Origin of the sequence: Occultella aeris (assembly GCF_902703175.1) — a bacterium.
GTDB lineage: Bacteria > Actinomycetota > Actinomycetes > Actinomycetales > Beutenbergiaceae > Occultella > Occultella aeris.
Window position 1 is genome coordinate 132,900 of sequence record NZ_CACRYJ010000068.1, and the last position, 16,879, is coordinate 149,778.

The following is a 16,879-nucleotide window of genomic DNA, read 5'->3' on the forward strand; positions in this document are numbered from 1 at the left end:
GCGGACCGCTGCATCGTGATCCCCGTACGCACCTGGCCGTGCATCGCACGCTCGCCGTCGATGCGCCACCCGGTGTTCTTCTGACGGACCATGGCGGGCCATGCGGGCTTCATAGGATCGAGGCGCCAACCTTCACCGGAGAACTTGGAGCTCCCATGAACAGCACACCACGGCGCACGATCACGGGTCTGGCCGCGATGACGCTCGCCGCAACAGGGATCGTCGTCGCCTTCCCAGCCGCGTCATCCGCCGATCCCGGCGAGATCGTCATCTCGGAGGACTTCGACTCGGGCGAGTTGCCCGACGGCTGGAACCCGGTCGAGGGGGACTGGAGGGTCGAGGAGGGTCGCCTCGTCGTCACGGCCGGCGGCATCGACCAGCTCACCTTCGGTACCCACCTGAACAACTACCGGATCGAGGCGACCGTCCGTTTCGAGGAGGTCGCCAACGCCACAAGGTGGGCGGCCATCGCTCTCGACATCGCCGGTGACGGTTCGGCGCCGTGGTGGCAGGCGGCGCTGCGGACCGCGAGTTCGGCGAGCAACGGCATCGAGCTCGCCAACCGAACGGCGGCCGGCAGTTGGAACGTGCCCTACACCGGTGCCGCCCGGTACGACGCCGGCGTCGGCCAGGATGTCCGCGTCGCCGTCGAGGTCCAGGGCACCACGGCGAGGTGGTACTTCGACGGCGAGCTCGTCCTGCGGGGTCAGATCCAGCGTTCCGAGGCCGGGGTTCTCGGCCTCGTCGCGGACAACTCGACCGTCAGCTTCGACGACATTCTCGTCACCGAGATCGAGCCGGCAGACTTCATCCTCGAGGAGGGGGAACTGCCGGTGGCCATCGCCCACCGCGGGTACTCGCAGGTCCTGCCCGAGAACACTCTGATCTCGGAGGCGGCCGCCATGCAGTCCGGCGCGGAGTACTTCGAGATAGACGTGCACACCACGGCCGACGGGGTACCGATCGTGCTGCACGACCAGACGGTCGACCGGACCACCGACGGCACCGGCGACGTGGCACTGCTCGAGAGCAGCTATCTGCAGACCCTCGATGCCGGGTCGTGGCGCGATCCCGTCTTCGCGGGTGAGCCGCTGCCCACGTTCGCGCAGATCCTCGAGCTGATGCAGCGCAACCCGGCCACCCTGATGCTCGAGATCAAGGGCCCGGAGACCCGCGCCGAGGTCGAGCACATGCTCGATCTGATCCGCGCCGCCGGTATGTCCGACCGCGTGGTCATCGAGTCCTTCGACCTCGCTGCCGTGGGCTACGCCCGCGACTACGCCCCCGAGATCCCGCGCGGGGTGCTCCGTGGCGCGGTGGATGCCGACCCGGTAGCGATTGCCCAGTCCGTGGGCGCCACCATGTACAACCCCTCTGCGACCGGTGGCCTGACTGCCGAGATCATCGATCGGCTGCACGAGGCCGGCATCGCGGTGCTGCCCTACACCGTGAACGGCGTGAGCGCCTGGCAGGAACTGACGGACCTGGGTGTCGACGGCATCGTCACCGACCGCCCAGGTGCCTACGTCGGCTGGCGCGAGGCCCAGTACGCGGCCGAGCCGGGTGAGCCGAGCGAGCCGACCGTCGACCTGGTCGCGGTCGCCGACGATGCCGAGGTCGAGCGGGGCGGGCAGATCATCGTGGCCGCGGCGAGCACCGATGTCACGTCCGTCGCCTACGAGCTCGACGGCGTGGCCGTGTCCGTCGGCGATGTGGTCGCCGCGTCCGACCTGGCCCTGGGGGCCCACCTGCTGACCGCGACCGCCGAGGGGGAGCGCGGTACCGCCACCGACGAGGTCGCGTTCACCGTGGTCGTCACGGTCGAGGGTCTTCGGGAGCGGATCATCGCGGTCGACCTGCCCACCGGCTTCCAGAGGCAACTCCTCACCGCGCTCGACAACGAGGACTGGGACGAACTGGCCTCGGCGGCGGGGCGCCGCATCCCGGACGAGACCGCACGGGCGGCGATCCTCGAGGAGATCGCCTATCTCGCCGATCGTTAGGCACGCCATGCCCCGGTGATGGCACGAACGCCCGGTCCGCACCGAGCGGACCGGGCATTCGGGCGGTGGGCCGATGCGGCCGGGTGTCGCGGGATCAGACCTCGCGGTTCTCCGAGGAGATCATCCACGCCTGCTTCTCCAGGTCGGCGATGATCGCGTGCAGGAGGTCGGCCGTCGTCGGGTCCTCTGCATCGACGTCGTCGTGGACCTCGCGGGCGACGGCGGTCGCCTGGGCGATGCGCTCGACGATGGTCTCGACCGTGTCGCCGACGGAAACGAGGTCGGCGGGGTAGGGGCTCAGGTCGGTGGTGGCGGCGACGGTCTCGGTCCGGCCGTCCGGCACGACCTGCAGCGCGCGCATGCGCTCGGCGACGACGTCGCTCTGCTCACGCGCCACGTCGACCAGTTCGTCGAGCTGCAGGTGCAGGTCCCGGAAGCCGCGGCCGGTCACGTTCCAATGGGCCTGCTTGCCCATGACGTGCAGGTCGACCAGTGCGACCAGGACCCGCTGGAGGTTGGCGCGCAGCTTCTCTGAGGCTGTCGTGGTGGTGATGGACACGAGATCCTGCCTTTCTGGCCGCCGGTCGGGCGGCGGTGCTGGTGCTGTTTTCGTGAACGACTCCAGTTTAGGACGGTCGGTTCACTCGCGCCAGCAAGGAGAGGCGTGCCTATTCGGATGCAGGTCGGACGCACTCGTCGCAGATGCCCCAGAAGATGACCTCCGCGGTTGCCACCGCGAAGCCGGGCGGGGTGGGCCCGTGCAGGCAGGGTGCCTCGCCGGTCGTACATGCGACGTCCGTCACCTTCCCACACACCGAGCAGACGGCGTGATGGTGATTGTCATGCACCAAGCGCTCGAACCGCGCGGATGACCGCGCCGGCTCGAACCGGCGGACCAGCCCGGCTCGGTGCAGGTCGGCCAGGATGTTGTGCACCGCCTGCAGGCTCGGTGCGTGTTCGCCGAGGCGTCGCCGCAGCGTTTCGGCGTCGAGGTGGGGGGTCTCGTCAAGGACCGCCAGGACCGCCAGACGTCCCGAGGTCGCCCGCAGCCCCGAGGCGCGCAGCGCCTCGAGATCCGACGGGTCGGCGATCGCGGTCATACCCGCACCGTAGATCGAAATCGTGAACGACTCAAGTAACGCTCGGATGCGGACCGATGTCAGGGCGGGCTGACGTCGGTGCGGCCTAGTCGTTCGCGTCGCTGAACCGCCGATGGACGCCATGCAGGACGAGACCGAGGATGATCAGGCCGCCACCCAGCGCCCACACCTGCCAGGACTGTTGGACCAGCAGGATCAGGCAGCTGATCAGGGCGAGGACCGGAACAACGCTGGGGACCCGGAAGTGCGTGTGCCCGGGTTCGTCGCGTCGCAGCAGCAGGACCGCCAGGTTTGTTGAGATGAAGACGAAGAGCAGGAACAACACGACGGTCTCGGCAAGCAGTTCAAGGGTGCCGACAGCGGCCAGGAGCGCGGACAGCGCCGTTGTCGCGAGGATGGCCACCCACGGAGTGCGGCGCCCGGGCAGCAGCCGGGCGAACACGGTGGGGAGGAGCCCTTCATCGGCCATGCCGTAGGTGAGGCGGGAACTCATGATCGATGTCAGCAGTGCCCCGTTCGCGACGGCGATCAGGGCGATCGCGCTGAACAGCCAGTTGGGGACCGAGAACCCGGTGGCGTTGACGACGTCGAGCAGCGGACCGCTCGAGCCGGCGAGGTCCTGGGCCGGAAGCATCGCCGCCGAGGCGAGAGCGATGAGGACGTAGACGACACCAGCCACGATCAAGGCGCCGAACAGAGCGCGTGGGTACACCCGTGAGACGTCACGAACCTCCTCGGCCACATTGGCCGAGGTCTCGAACCCGACGAAACTGTAGAACGCGAGGAGCGCCGCACCCAGCACCGCGAAGCCGGCCCCGGGACCCGGCGGCGGTTCCAGCACCCGAGCCACGTCGCCGCGACCCGCTCCGAGGGCCAGTCCGACGAGAACGATCACCAGAACCAGACCGCTGACCTCGATGATGGTCATCACCAGGTTCGACGTCACCGACTCCCTGATGCCACGCAGGTTCAGGAGGGCGAGCAGGAGCAGGAAAATGGGAGCAGCCACGGGAACGGGGATCACGTGGAACGTGGCCAGGTAATCGCCGCTGAATGCGATCGCGAGTCCCGCCACACTCACGATGCCCGCACACAGCATGCAGTAGCCGACCAGGAAGGAGACGACCGGTCGGCCGAATGCGCGCTGGGCGAAGATGGCCGACCCGCCGGCGCGCGGGTACTTCGTGACGAGCTCGGCGTAGGAGCCCGCAGTGAGCAATGCCATGCCCATCGCGATGACGATCGGTACCCACATCAGGCCGCCCGCGTCGGCAGCGAGCTCTCCGGTCAACGCATAGACGCCGGCGCCGAGCACGTCACCGAGGATGAACGCGAACAACAAGCCCGCGCCGATGCCTTGGCGAAGACGTGTGGGCGATGGTTCGGCTTCGGTCATCGGGTCATGGTTGCGGACATCCTCGGAACCCGCGAGCCGGACCGATCACCGAGCGCCGGGTACCCGATCACCGCGCCGTCCTGACCTACCCCGCGCCCCGGGTGTGGGAGGCACCGTCGGCGCATACCGTTGGGTGTCATGACGGAACACGCGGGCGACACCCATGACCCGCGGGACACGTGGCTGCGCCCCAAGATGCACGGGCCGACGCGCAACGGCATGGCTCTGCTCATCATCGACATGCAGAACGCCTACTTCGAGAATCCCGCTCTCGCCGCCGTGCTGCCTGCCCTTCTCGAGCACGCCAACGAACTCATCCGTGCGGCGCGTGCGGCCGGCCGGCCGGTGATCCTGGTCCGGACCGTCCACGCACGCGACCGATCCACGTGGACCTTGAACATGCTCGACGACGACGAGGGTTTTGCGTTCCCGGGCACCGAGCAGGCGGCCTACGTCGAAGGCCTGCAGGTCGGGGACGCCGCCGACATCGGCAAGACACGTGACAACGCGTTCCATGGAACCCGTCTGCGCGAGGTCATCGTGGAACTCGGCGTTCGCCATCTGCTGATCGGCGGAGTGTCCACTCATAGTTGTGTCGCCCAGACGGCGATGGCCGCTTTCGCGGAGGACCTGCACGTTGCGATCGCGGGGGACGTGATCGCCTCAGAGAACCCGTACTTGTCCGAGGCAGCCCTGACCTTCCTCAGCGAGGAGATGCGTCAGCCGGTGCTGGACCAGGACTCGTGCCTGGAACTGCTGAGGGGTTAGGGCCGCAGACCCATGTGCACGATCGCACGTGCAACCTCGACCAGCCTCAGGTTCCGATCCCGTGCGTACTTACGCATCACGTCGAAGGCCCGAGCGACCTCCAGGCCGCGTGCTTCCGCAAGAATCCCCTTCGCCTGCTCGATCACGATCCGGCTGTCCAAGGCGTGCTGCAGTTGCTCGGTGACCAGTGCCTGCTTGGCGTGCGAGGAGGCGTTGATCAGGAAGCCGGTTGCCAGATCGGTCAGGACCTGAGCCGCGGCCAGGTCCTCGGCGTCCCAGATGCGTGGAGCCTCGCCGTACAGATTCAGGGCGCCCAGCGTGTGAGTGCCGAGGTGCATCGGGATCCCAGCGGCGGACCGCACGCCGATGCGCGCGGCCACCGTGCGATAGTCCGGCCACCTCATATCTGCTCGGAGGTCGGCGACCGCCACCACGGCGCCCGTGGCGGAGGCGTCGATGCACGGGCCCCTCTGGGTGTCCTCCTGGTGCCGTCCCAGGTCCGCAAGCCACTCCGGGACCGTGGTGATGGCCCGCACTCGGTCGTCAACCTCGACCGTGACGCCGCCGCCTGCCAGCGCCAACAACTGCGACGTCCGTTCCGCGAGATCGCCGAGCACCTCATGGACCTCGTAGGGCTCGATGAGTTTCTGCGCGAACTCCGACGTCGTGCGGACGAACTCTGCGTGGTCATACACGAGGGTTGATCTCCTTCGAACAGCGGCTGTATGTGGTGCCCTGCCGACGAGTCGATCGCAGGTGAAGTGCCAGGTCAGTGGGTGCAAGTTTACGCGGTGCCCACCTGGAGACACACGTAAACTGGTCGGCCTCCGGGAACCGGTGCGTAGTGCCGGTGTTGCTCCCGCCAGCCGCATGCGTGTCGGAGCGACGTTCGCCGGCCGCCACCTGATGGTGCGTGAGGTGCAGGGTGTCGCCGGCCCGCAGGGAGGGGCTCGGCATGCCTCGGCACTCCCTCATCCCGACGAGCAGCTCACGTTGGACATCCTCGGCGGTGCGCTGCTTGAACGCCCCACCGGCACGCCGCGCGACGACGGTGGCGCAGGCGCGGCCCACGTCGTCCGCGTGGACCACCTGCAGGCTCAGGCCCCACGGCAGGGGAGGTGCCGGTACGGCACCGGTGCGCAGCGACGACGTCGGTGCGCACGGGCCGAGGAAGTAGCGCACGATCTGGGCGCCGGCGTCACCTGGAAGATCAGCGCGGTCCGCATCCGGGTGACGGTGAGACTTGGGCCTGCTGCCTCGATCTCGTCGAGCAACCGCTCCTGCGCGGCCCTGTGATCGGTGTTGGGTTGGGTCGCCCAGACCAGGTGGATCCCGGCATCCGCACCTTGGGACGCCCCGCCAAAGCCTCGACCACCCCGAGTGTGCGGCGAGGTCCACGCTGTGCCAGTCGGCGCCGTCGTACGGTTCTTGCATTTCCTCCTCGTCAGATCCAACCAGCAGCGCCGGTCGCTGCATTGACCTTCGTTGAGGGCTCCGACGGGTGCTCGACATCGCGATTGGGCTGCGCCTGATGAGCTCGGTAGCCGTCTTCGTCTCGCCTTGATCCGACATGTCGGTCCCTTCGTCGCATGGACCCGTGATCGAGGGTCCATCCAGGCGACCCTTCCCGCAGGTCGGGATGGCGTGGGGAGATCGGCCCGGAGCCGCTGAGCGCACCGATCACCGGGCCCGCGCCCGGTCGTGCCGTTTGTGTGCATGAGCCGGCCCGTCGTAATATCAACTCAGCACCGCGCGTTCGACGTGACGGTCACAAGTTGCTCCTGACCCCGGCGACGCCACCGAAGGCGACGGGCGGGACAACGCGAGATGGCAGTGCTTGGGACGTCACGGGAGAACAACACCGCAGGCGATGGCTCGGTGAGCCTGCTCGTGTCGGGAGCCGCGACACGTTTGGTGCTTCGTGGTGAGGTGGATATCGCGATGAACAGACGCCTGACCGCCGTCGTCGAGGAGGTCTTGGAACTGGGTCGGCCGCTCGAGGTCCACACCGCCGAGGTCACGTACATGGACTCGGCGGCGATCGCCGCCCTCGCCCTGTTGGCGACTCGGCTGCCCAGTCGCGTGCGGATGATCGACCCACCCGCGCTCGTACTGTTCCTCCTTGAGGCGACGCAGTTGAACGAATTGGTCGACATCATCGATACCCAGTCGCTGACCGGAACTGACGCACGCGGTCCGGACGACCGGCGTGGTCACGATGGAGGCCGTAGTGGGGACGGACACGCCGTGGCCGAGATGCTCCGGACGAGGACCACCGGATGCCGGTGCTCGGCATGTGCCGCATCCCAGGCGGACGACCGGGCCTAGGCTCGGTCGTCGCGCGTTGCTCAGGACACAACGCAAGGCCCGCGGGGGGCTGCATCCCGCGGGCCCAGCAGACGTCGGAACTCCTACTTGAAGGCGTCCTTGACGTTCTCGCCGGCCTTCTTGACGTTGGCCTCCGTCTGTTCGGCATTGCCCTCGGCCTGCAGCCGTTCGTTGTCGGTCGCCTTGCCTGCGGCCTCCTTGACCTTGCCCTTGGCGTCTTCGGCGGCGTTGCGGATCTTGTCGTCGATGCCCATCTCGGCCTCCTTCCGCCGGACCCGGTGTGGGTCCGTACTCCTTCGACGCTAGGTCAGTGCGCCACGGCCCGCATGTCGAGCAGGGCCAGGACGACGGGTCGGTGCCGCCGAGGACCTCGAGCATCGCCGCCTCGACACGAGGTGGCGCAGGAGTGGTCGTTGCCGTGTCCGGTACCGGCAGGCTCGCGATCACGGCGTCCTGCTCGTAGGCCACGATCACCCGCGGGTCGATGTGGGCGGAGCGACTGACCGCAGGGGTGTTGCCGAGCCGTTCGGCCACCTCGGCGACGGCGTCCCGCACGCTGCGGTCCTGCTCAGGACCTGGGTCGCGCTCGCCGTGCGCGAGGGTGACTGGGGCCAGGACGGTGCCGTGCCAGGTCCGGAAGTCCTTGGCGGAGGCATCCTCGCCGAGACGCTCCTTGACGGAAGCCCCGATGTCGGTGCTGCACAGGCCGCGCCAAGTGCCGCCCCGCTGCGAACCCTCCCGGTAGGCCAACAGTTCGCCATCACCGCCCGTCGCCATTCCCAAAACTACCGTTGTCGGCGCGGTAGGCCTCGCCGCCGATCCGGAACAGTCCCTGATTCGAGGAGCAGGAACGCGTGGCCAGATCTCGCGGATCCGTTCGTGCTTCGCCGCATCCCGCTCCGCGCTCCACGATGGGTGAGAGAGGTACTGGCGGCGGCCGGCGTCGCAGGTGCCGACGGTCTGGATGTGCCCGCTCTCGTCGGGACAGATCCAAACGTCCCGCCAGGCAGGCGGGATCATCAGGTCGCGGCAGTGGGGGAGATGGCGAGTGCCGCTACGCGGGCGTGCCGGCGGCACGCGCAGCCGGATCGGCGGTCCGGAGCCACGAACGCAGCTCGGCAGCCAGCTCGGTCATGCTCGCCAGCGGCGGGGTGTCCCGTCTCGATCTGCTCGCGCTGGAGCTCGGCGAACGGGGCCGCCACCGACCTCCTCCTCGTCTGCGCCGTCACCCGCATCGTCACCGAACGGCTGCAGGACATGTGGGGCGCGGCCGGCTCAGTCGTGCATGCCGTGCTCGTGCCCCGAGTGGGTCGAGGGTTCGAGCTGGAACGTCGAGTGCTGCACGCCGACGTCGAAGTGCTCGGCGACGCAGGCCTGGAGGTCGTCGAGGATGCGGGGCGCGTGGCCGTCCTGGAAGCACTCGTCGTCGAGCACGATGTGGGCGGTCAGGACGGGCAGTCCGGTGGCGATCTGCGAGGCGTGCAGGTCGTGCACGCCCCGGACGTGCGGCTGGGCGAGGAGATGGTCGCGCACGACGTCCAGGTCGAGCCCTTCGGGCGTGGTCTCCAGGAGCACGCGCCCGGCCGTGCGCAGGACCGCGAGCGCCCGGGGTGCGATCAGGACGGCGATGGCGATGCCGGCGAGTGCGTCCGCTCGGGTCCACCCGGTGAACGTGATGATCAGCGCGCTGACGATCACGGCCACCGAGCCGAGCGCGTCGTTGACCACCTCGAGGAACGCGGCTCGCATGTTCAGGTTCGCGTCGCGGCCGGTACTGAGGACGGCGATGGCGGCAACGTTCCCGGCCAGGCCGATGATGCCGAAGACGAGCGTGCCGGTCGCAGCGATCTCGGGTGGATCGAGGAGCCGCCGGACACCCTCGATCAAGGCATAGATGCCGACCGCGAACAGCAGCGCCGCCTGCGCGCCGGCGGCCAGGATCTCGATGCGGCGCCAGCCCCAGGTGCGCCGGGAGGTCGCCGGCCGGGCCATCAGGGTCGCGGCCAGCAGGGCCATGAGTAGGCCGCCCGCGTCGGTGACCATATGGCCGGCATCGACGAGCAGCGCCAGGCTCCCGGTGATCAGGGCTCCGATCACCTGGGAGACCAGGATGGTGGCCGTGATAGCGAACGCGATCGCCAACCGGCCCCGGTGCGTGGTCGGCGGGTGTGCGTGGCTGTGCTCACCCATGGTCACGGTGCCCTGTTCGGGTGGGCCCGCAGGTCCGCCGGGGCCGGGTTCGAGGTGGTCCCGATGCCGTAGTTCGGACACAGGGTCACGACGTATCCGGTGGCCGCGAGCAGGCGTTCTGCGCTCGCGAGCACATCGAGCAGCTCGGCGGAGGTGCTCAGCGAGAACATCGAGGCGCGACCCTGTGGCCGGGACGCCACGAGGCCGCAGTCGCGCAAGCAGGCGAGGTGTGCGCTGACCGTCGACTGGGCGAGACCGAGGTGCTCGGTGAGGTCACGGACCTTGTGCTCGCCGAGCGTCAGGTGCTGCAGGATCGCCAACCGGGTCGGGTCGGACAGGCCGTGGAACAGCGCCGCCGCCGGCGCCAGGTCCTGCGATTGGGCGCTCTCCGCCTCGAGTTGCGGCATCGTCATATGGCGATGATAGCGCCACACGGCGTCAGACAGAAGTGCGCTGTGCGAGCGTGAGACCGACCGGCTGCCCCGGCCGCGTGTGCTCAGGCGGCGCCACCGTTGACGTGGAGGACCTGGCCGTTCACCCACCGGGCCGGCCCGGCGAGGAACGCGATCACCTCCGCGGTGTCCTCGGCACTGCCGAGGCGCCCCATCGGGTTCGCGGCCGCGATCGCCTCGACCAGCTCCTGGCTCTTGCCCTCGAAGAACAGGGGCGTCGCGGTGGGACCGGGCGCGACGGCGTTGACCGTGATGTCCCGGCCCCGTAGTTCGCGGGCGAGGATGAGCGACATCGCCTCAACGGCGCCCTTCGAGGCGGCGTAGGCGCCGTAGGTCGGCGTCTGGAGCCGGGTGATCGACGTGGACAGGTTGATGATCGCCCCGCCCGCCCGCAGACGGCGCGCGGCGAGCTGGTCGACCACGAACGTCCCGCGGACGTTGACGCGCTGAACCCGGTCGAACGCGTCCAGGTCCATCTGCGCGACCGGCGCCAGCGGCATGATGCCGGCCGTGTGCACCAGCACGTCGACGCCGCCGAACTCTCGCTCGGCGACATCGAACAGTGCCGCCATCGCCGTCTCGTCCGCCACGTCGCCCCCGGCGGTGACCGCGCGGCCGCCGCCGGCTCGGATCGCGGCGACCACCTCGTCCGCGCGCTCGCGGCCACCCCCGTGGTGCACGACGACGGCGAAGCCGTCCGCGGCCAGGCGTCCGGCACTGATGCTCCCGATGGCGCCCGAGCCGCCGGTCACGATCGCGACGCGATCCCCGTTGTTCGTCATGGTCTGAACCTCCCGCTAGTATGTGGACTACGTGTACATTTTCATGGTGACACGGAAATGTACACCCTGTCCAGATAGGAGCACGAACGATGACGGGTCACCAAGCGCCGCGGCGCGGCCGCGGCCGGCGGCCGGCGGCCGAGGTACGCGCGAGCGTCCTCGAGGCGGCGGGTCGCGTCCTCCTCGAGGAGGGCCTGCCGGCGGTCACGTTCGACCGTATCGCCCGGGAGGCCGGGTCGAGCAAGATGACCCTCTACAAGTGGTGGCCCTCGCCCGGCGCACTTGCGGCCGAGGCGTACTTCGCCGGCAGCGAGGAAGCGCTCGACTTCCACGACAGCGGCGACCTGGCGGCGGACCTGACGGCCCAGCTGACCGCGTTCGTGAGGCTGCTCACGGTCGCAGGGGCCGGCCGGCCGGTCTCCGAACTCATCGGTGCGGCTCAGCTGGACCCCGAGCTGGGCCGCGCGTGGTCGGAGAGTTACGCGCTCCCGCGCCGCGAGCTCGCCCGTGTTCGGCTCCGGATCGCCCGCGACCGGGGCGAGCTGCGCGAGGGTGTCGACCTCGACGTGATGGTCGACCAGCTGTGGGGTGCCGTCTACCACCGGATGCTCGTGCTCCGGGTGCCGTTCGACGAGACACTCGCCCCGCGCCTGGTCGATCAGGCACTCCATGGGGCGGCACGACGCGAGGCCGAGCCGGGCGCGTGAGCGCGATCCGTCGCCTTCCACACAGATCCTCCGCACCGATGCACTGGTGATCGCCGTCCTCGCGACGTACCGTCGGACCAGACGTACGTCTTCGAGGGAGTGAATCTTCATGGCACGCACCTGGTCCCGCTGGCTACCGGCTGCGGCCGTCCCACTCGTGGTCGCCGGTTCGGTCGCGTTCGCCGCGCAGGCGGGGGCCGACGAGTTGCCCGAACGCACTCCAGAGGACGTCCTGACGCTTCTCGCCGACCGGGACCACCAACCGTACTCCGGCGAGTTCGAACAGACCTCCGACCTCGGCCTCCCGCAGTTGCCCGGTGGCGTGGACCTCCCGGATGCCGACGGTGACGCCGCCGCCGTGACCGCAGCCCTCGAGGCGCTCACCAGTGATCACGGCGGGCGGGTGTTGGTCGGCGAGCAGGACCAGGCCCGAGTCCAGGTGTTCGAGAGCTTCGGCGAGCGCGACGTCATCGTCAACGGCGACGAGGTCTGGGTCTATGACTCCGACGAGAATGCCGCCACCCATGCGACCGTGCCCGCCGACGCCCGCACAGCCCCCCTCGACCAGCAGTTGACACCGGACGAGGTCGCCGACCGGTTCATCGAGGCCGTCGGCCCCAGCACGGAGTTGAGTGTCCGCGAGGACGTGGAGGTCGCCGGCCGCGCCGCCTACGACCTCGTCCTGACCCCACGCACCGACGCGACGCTCGTGGCCGAGGTGGCGATCGCCGTCGACGGTGAGACCGGCCAACCGCTGCGGGTGAGCGTCACCGCCCGCGGCGAGCACGCGCCCGCCTTCCAGCTCGGCTACACCTCGCTCGATCTGGCCGCCCCCGATGCCGACCTGTTCGAGTTCACCCCGCCGGCGGGTGCCGAGGTCGAGGAGATCGCGCCGCCGGCGCAGGACCAGGGACGCGACGACGCCGAGCAGGTCGAACACCCGGAACCGACCGTGGTCGGGACCGGCTGGGAGTCCGTGGCGATCCTCGACGCCGGCACCACAGACATCGGAGCCGAACCGCTCCTCGCACAGTTGACCACCGCCGTCGACGGGGGTCGCCTGCTCGGCACCGATCTCGTGAACGTGCTGATCGCCGACGACGGCAGGGTCCTGGTCGGGGCGGTGCCGCTCGAGCGGCTCCAGGCCGCGGCCGCTGAGTGAGCGAGACCGCGACCGCCGCGGATGAGGCGGACACGCACGCCGCCGACCTCGCGATCGCGACGACCGGCCTGACCAAGCGGTTCGGCCACCAGATCGCCGTCAACGCCATCGACCTGGCCGTGCCCCGTGGCTCCGTGTTCGGGTTCCTCGGCCCGAACGGCTCCGGAAAGACCACCACGATCCGGGTCCTGCTCGGCCTCGCCGCAGCCACCAGCGGCAGCGCCCGCCTGCTCGGCAACGACGTGCCCACCCAACTGGCCGAGGCCTTGCCGCGGGTCGGGGCGCTCATCGAGGGGCCCGCGTTCTACCCGTTCCTGTCCGGGGCGGACAACCTGCGCCGACTCGACTCGGCCGACGCCCGCGCCGATCCCGCGACCCGCGATGCCCGGGTCGCCCGCGCGCTGGACCGTGTCGGCCTCTCGCACGCCGCCAGGAAGAAGGCGCGCGCCTACTCGCTCGGCATGAAGCAGCGACTCGGTATCGCCGCCGCTCTGCTCACCCCGCGCGACCTGCTCGTGCTCGACGAGCCCACGAACGGCCTCGACCCGCAGGGAACCCGCGAGGTGCGCTCGCTCATCCGTGCCGTGGCCGCCGAGGGCACCACCGTGTTCGTGTCCAGCCACCTGCTCGCCGAGGTCGAGCAGATCTGCACGCACGCGGCCGTGATGCACGTCGGCTCGCTCGTCGCGCAGGGCAGCCTTGACGACCTGCGGGGCACAGGTGGCCGGGTGGTCCGGGTCGAGACGCCCGACGGCGATCGAACGGTTGCCGAGTTCGCGCGCCTCGGGCTGGACGCGGCGCTGGCGGGTCCGGCCCTGCGGGCCGGGCCGGGCGAGGTCGTGGTGGAGGCGCCGCTGCCCGACGACGGGCCGGCCGCCGAGGATCTCGTCGCAGCGCTGGTGGCCGCCGGGGTGCGGGTGCGGGGCTTCGACCTGGCGCGGCCCAGTCTCGAGGACCGGTTCGTGGCCCTGACCGGGGAGGGGTTCGACGTTGCACGCTGACGCTGACACTGCCTCCGCCCGGACCCATGGCGGCGCCCTGCTCGCCTCGGAGCTGCGGGTGCTCTTCCGCCGCTGGCGCACCTGGGCGATGCTGGCCGCGCTGGCGTCGATCCCGGTGCTCATGGCCGTCGTGGTACGGCTCTCCTCCGAGCCGCCGGGACCGGGGGAGGGCCCGCCGTTCCTGGACCAGGTGACCAACAACGGCATGTTCGTTGCCGTCACCGCGCTCGTGCTGACGACGCCGCTGTTCCTGCCCCTGACCGTCGCCGTCGTTTCCGGGGACACGATCGCCGGCGAGGCGAGCCTCGGCACGCTGCGCTATCTCCTCGTCGCACCGGCCGGCCGGGTGCGGCTGCTCCTGGTGAAGTACGTCTCCACCGTCGCGTTCTGCGTTGCCGCGAGTGGCACGGTGCTCCTCACCGGTTGGCTCATCGGCGCGGCGCTGTTCGGCACGGGGGAGGCGACGCTGCTCTCCGGGGACACGATCGGCGTCGGCGACGCCGTCGTCCGGTCCCTGCTCGTGGGCGCCCATGTGACGATCTGCATGCTGGGGCTGGCCGCCGTCGGGCTGTTCATCTCGACCCTGACCGACGCAGGGGTGGGCGCCATGGCCGCCGTGGCCGTGCTCACGATCGTCGCGCAGGTACTCGGCCAGCTGGACCAGCTCGCCTGGCTGCACCCGTGGCTGTTCACGCACCACTGGCTCGCGTTCGCCGACCTGCTCCGGGAGCCGATCGTGTGGACCTCGTTCACCGAGAACGCCCTGCTCCAGGCCGCGTACGTCGCGTTCTTCGGGGCGCTCGCCTACGGGCGGTTCAGCACGAAGGACGTCTTGTCCTGACTCGGCGATTACGGAAGTAGTTTTCACAGGCCCGCAAAGATCCGGAAGTACTTGACGCAGCGTCCGGCCCTCAATAGTGTCCCGGACAGGCGGTTGGGCAACGAGGTCCGGCCGTGCGGAGAGCCGTCGGAGTGACGTCGTTGTCGCCCGGGGCATGACCGAGGAGACACACCGTGACTCTGACAGGTTCGCGAACGGTCCGAGCCGGCCTCACCGCGCTCGCGACCGGAGCCCTTGTCCTTTCCGCTCTCGCGCCCGCTGCCGGTGCCAACCGGGCGCCCGACCCGGGCGGCGTCGCGGTGATGGAGGTCGGGGACACGCCCACCGCGGCCGAGATCGACGCCATCGTCGCGGCCATGAGCCTCGACGAACTCATCGGTCAGATGACCTGGACGCACGTCTACGGCGCGTCCGCCGACGACACGTCGATGGCCGCCAGCAACCAGGCCCGCTACGGGGTGGACACCCCGGCCGAGGTGGTCGAGAAGTACCACCTCGGCGGCGTCCTCTACTTCGCCTGGTCCGGCAACACCGGCAGCCCCGCGCAGACCGTCACGCTGTCGAACGGTCTGCAGGAGGCGGCGATCGGCGAGGGCGGCCCGGGCATCCCGCTCGCGGTCACGATCGACCAGGAGGGCGGCCTCGTCGCCCGGGTCGGACCGCCGGCCACGCTGCTGCCCGGGAACATGGCGCTGGGCGCGACGTTCGACGAGGACCTGGCCCGACGACAGGGCGAGGTGCTCGGCGCCGAGATGCAGGCACTCGGCGTGAACGTCGACTTCGCTCCCGTGCTCGACCTGAACTCCAACCCGGACAACCCCGTGATCGGGATCCGATCGATGGGCGAGGACCCGGACGTCGTCAGCGAACTCGGGGTCGCTCAGATCCAGGGGATCCAGGAGTACATCGCGGCTGCCGCGAAGCACTTCCCCGGCCACGGCGACACCGCCGAGGACTCGCACTACGGGCTACCCGTGGTCACCTACGACCGGGCCACCCTCGAGGAGCACCTCGCGCCGTTCCAGGCCGCGATCGACGGCGGGGTGGACATGATCATGAGCGCGCACATCATCGTGGAGGCGATCGACCCGACGATGCCCGGCACGCTCTCGCGCGCCGTGCTGACCGGTCTGCTGCGTGAGGAGATGGGCTTCGAGGGGATCGTCACCACCGACGCCCTGGACATGGCCGCGCTCGCGGCGAACTGGAGCCAGGAGGACATCGCTCGCCTGACCATCCTGGCCGGTTCGGACATCCTGCTGAACTCCCCGGACGTGGACGCCTCGTTCGCCGGCGTCCGCCAGGCGGTCACGGACGGCGAGATCACCATTGAGCGGCTGCAGGAGTCGGTCCGCCGGATCCTCACCTGGAAGGCCGAGCGGGGGATCCTGGTGGACCCGTTCACCGACCCCGACGCAATCGACGACGTGGTCGGCTCCGCGGAACACCAAGCCACGGCGGCGACGATCTCCGACCGGGCCGCCACGCTGCTGCGGAACGAGGCACGCGTGCTGCCGCTCGGCTGCGACGAAACGATCCTGATGGTCGGTGCCGGCTCCGGCTGGCCCGAGCGGGTCGGTCCGATGCTCGCCGACCACGGCTACCAGGTGATCGAGGACTACGAGAACGGTTCCTCGCCGTCGGCCGCGTACCGCGCGCGCGCCGTGGCGGCCGCCGCCGAGGCCGATGTCATCGTGTTCACGTCGAACAACGCGACCAGCAACGCGGCACAGCAGCAGATGGTCGCCGAGCTCGCCGCGACCGGGGTCCCGGTGGTCGTCATCGCGACCCGCAACCCGTATGACATCAGCGTGCTGCCCGGTGCGGACGCGGTGATCAACAGCTACGGCACCGGGGTGATCAACTTCCAGGGGGTCGTCAGGGCGATCGCCGGGGACATCAACCCTGCGGGCCGGCTCCCGGTGGACGTCCCCGAGGCCGACGGCGACGGCGTCCTGCTCCCGCTCGGCAGCGGTCTTTCCTACCCCGGGCCGCCGCAGCACGCCGGACCACCGACGAACGCCGGACCGCCGGACGGGCGACCGCCGCACGCCGGACCGCCGGACCACGCCGGACCACCGGACCACGCCGGACCGGGCGGGTGCTCGCACCCGGGCCGCCCGACCGACTAGACCCCCGATCCCGAGTG

At 69.9% G+C, this 16,879-nt stretch carries 17 protein-coding genes and 1 pseudogene; 9 read left to right on the forward strand and 9 right to left on the reverse strand.

Annotated features, from left to right (window positions below):
• Positions 1–155 precede the first annotated feature (155 nt).
• Positions 156–2,003, forward strand: coding sequence for a glycerophosphodiester phosphodiesterase family protein (locus HALOF300_RS24365; protein WP_156743470.1), 1,848 nt, complete (start codon positions 156–158; stop codon positions 2,001–2,003).
• Between the two features lie 94 nt (positions 2,004–2,097).
• Here HALOF300_RS24365 and HALOF300_RS24370 read toward each other — a convergent pair whose 3' ends face one another.
• The 3 genes from HALOF300_RS24370 to HALOF300_RS24380 form a co-directional block, all read right to left on the reverse strand.
• On the reverse strand, positions 2,098–2,562 hold the full coding sequence (locus HALOF300_RS24370; RefSeq protein ID WP_231955735.1) for a Dps family protein: 465 nt from the start codon (positions 2,560–2,562) through the stop codon (positions 2,098–2,100).
• A 109-nt stretch (positions 2,563–2,671) separates the two neighbouring features.
• Entirely contained in the window at positions 2,672–3,103 is a 432-nt protein-coding gene (locus HALOF300_RS24375; protein ID WP_156743471.1) for a Fur family transcriptional regulator, read from the reverse strand.
• Between the two features lie 85 nt (positions 3,104–3,188).
• A complete protein-coding gene (locus tag HALOF300_RS24380; protein ID WP_156743472.1) occupies positions 3,189–4,499 on the reverse strand; it encodes an APC family permease in 1,311 nt (436 codons plus the stop codon).
• Positions 4,500–4,637: 138 nt separating this feature from the next.
• Here HALOF300_RS24380 and HALOF300_RS24385 point away from each other — a divergent pair, with 138 nt between their 5' ends.
• Positions 4,638–5,267: a cysteine hydrolase family protein gene (locus HALOF300_RS24385; RefSeq protein WP_231955736.1), complete on the forward strand. Its 630-nt coding sequence runs from the start codon at positions 4,638–4,640 to the stop codon at positions 5,265–5,267.
• Here HALOF300_RS24385 and HALOF300_RS24390 read toward each other — a convergent pair.
• Positions 5,264–5,962: a GAF and ANTAR domain-containing protein gene (locus tag HALOF300_RS24390; RefSeq protein ID WP_197522813.1), complete on the reverse strand. Its 699-nt coding sequence runs from the start codon at positions 5,960–5,962 to the stop codon at positions 5,264–5,266. The two genes, HALOF300_RS24385 and HALOF300_RS24390, sit on opposite strands and share 4 nt — an antisense overlap.
• Positions 5,963–6,137: 175 nt before the next feature.
• Between HALOF300_RS24390 and HALOF300_RS24395 the strand changes: the two genes are divergently transcribed.
• Together HALOF300_RS24395 and HALOF300_RS24400 are read left to right on the forward strand one after the other, a co-directional pair.
• Entirely contained in the window at positions 6,138–6,563 is a 426-nt protein-coding gene (locus HALOF300_RS24395) for a hypothetical protein (RefSeq protein WP_156743474.1), read from the forward strand.
• A 531-nt stretch (positions 6,564–7,094) separates the two neighbouring features.
• Positions 7,095–7,595, forward strand: coding sequence for an STAS domain-containing protein (locus tag HALOF300_RS24400; RefSeq protein WP_156743475.1), 501 nt, complete (start codon positions 7,095–7,097; stop codon positions 7,593–7,595).
• Positions 7,596–7,678: 83 nt separating this feature from the next.
• Here HALOF300_RS24400 and HALOF300_RS24405 read toward each other — a convergent pair whose 3' ends face one another.
• From HALOF300_RS24405 to HALOF300_RS24420, 5 genes and pseudogenes are all read right to left on the reverse strand, one after another.
• Complete coding sequence (locus HALOF300_RS24405) at positions 7,679–7,849, reverse strand: CsbD family protein (RefSeq protein ID WP_156743476.1); 171 nt, start codon at positions 7,847–7,849, stop codon at positions 7,679–7,681.
• A 706-nt stretch (positions 7,850–8,555) separates the two neighbouring features.
• Positions 8,556–8,672: pseudogene (locus HALOF300_RS27810) on the reverse strand (hypothetical protein); the annotation flags it as partial.
• A gap of 198 nt (positions 8,673–8,870) precedes the next feature.
• The gene (locus HALOF300_RS24410; protein ID WP_156743477.1) at positions 8,871–9,785 is read right to left on the reverse strand and encodes a cation diffusion facilitator family transporter; all 915 of its coding nucleotides are present in this window, start codon (positions 9,783–9,785) and stop codon (positions 8,871–8,873) included.
• 2 nt (positions 9,786–9,787) lie between these two features.
• Positions 9,788–10,198, reverse strand: a complete 411-nt coding sequence (locus HALOF300_RS24415; RefSeq protein ID WP_156743478.1) for an ArsR/SmtB family transcription factor — start codon at positions 10,196–10,198, stop codon at positions 9,788–9,790.
• A gap of 83 nt (positions 10,199–10,281) precedes the next feature.
• A complete protein-coding gene (locus HALOF300_RS24420) occupies positions 10,282–11,019 on the reverse strand; it encodes an SDR family oxidoreductase (protein WP_156743479.1) in 738 nt (245 codons plus the stop codon).
• A gap of 89 nt (positions 11,020–11,108) precedes the next feature.
• Between HALOF300_RS24420 and HALOF300_RS24425 the strand changes: the two genes are divergently transcribed.
• The 5 genes from HALOF300_RS24425 to HALOF300_RS24445 all read left to right on the forward strand — a co-directional run bounded on the left by HALOF300_RS24425 (position 11,109) and on the right by HALOF300_RS24445 (position 16,862).
• The gene (locus HALOF300_RS24425) at positions 11,109–11,726 is read left to right on the forward strand and encodes a TetR/AcrR family transcriptional regulator (protein ID WP_156743480.1); all 618 of its coding nucleotides are present in this window, start codon (positions 11,109–11,111) and stop codon (positions 11,724–11,726) included.
• A 109-nt stretch (positions 11,727–11,835) separates the two neighbouring features.
• Positions 11,836–12,888, forward strand: coding sequence for a LolA family protein (locus HALOF300_RS24430; protein WP_156743481.1), 1,053 nt, complete (start codon positions 11,836–11,838; stop codon positions 12,886–12,888).
• Positions 12,885–13,889, forward strand: a complete 1,005-nt coding sequence (locus HALOF300_RS24435) for an ABC transporter ATP-binding protein (RefSeq protein WP_156743482.1) — start codon at positions 12,885–12,887, stop codon at positions 13,887–13,889. The genes HALOF300_RS24430 and HALOF300_RS24435 overlap by 4 nt, the downstream gene beginning before the upstream one ends.
• Complete coding sequence (locus tag HALOF300_RS24440; RefSeq protein WP_156743483.1) at positions 13,879–14,730, forward strand: ABC transporter permease; 852 nt, start codon at positions 13,879–13,881, stop codon at positions 14,728–14,730. The genes HALOF300_RS24435 and HALOF300_RS24440 overlap by 11 nt, the downstream gene beginning before the upstream one ends.
• 173 nt (positions 14,731–14,903) lie before the next feature.
• On the forward strand, positions 14,904–16,862 hold the full coding sequence (locus tag HALOF300_RS24445) for a glycoside hydrolase family 3 protein (protein WP_231955737.1): 1,959 nt from the start codon (positions 14,904–14,906) through the stop codon (positions 16,860–16,862).
• Positions 16,863–16,879 lie beyond the last annotated feature (17 nt).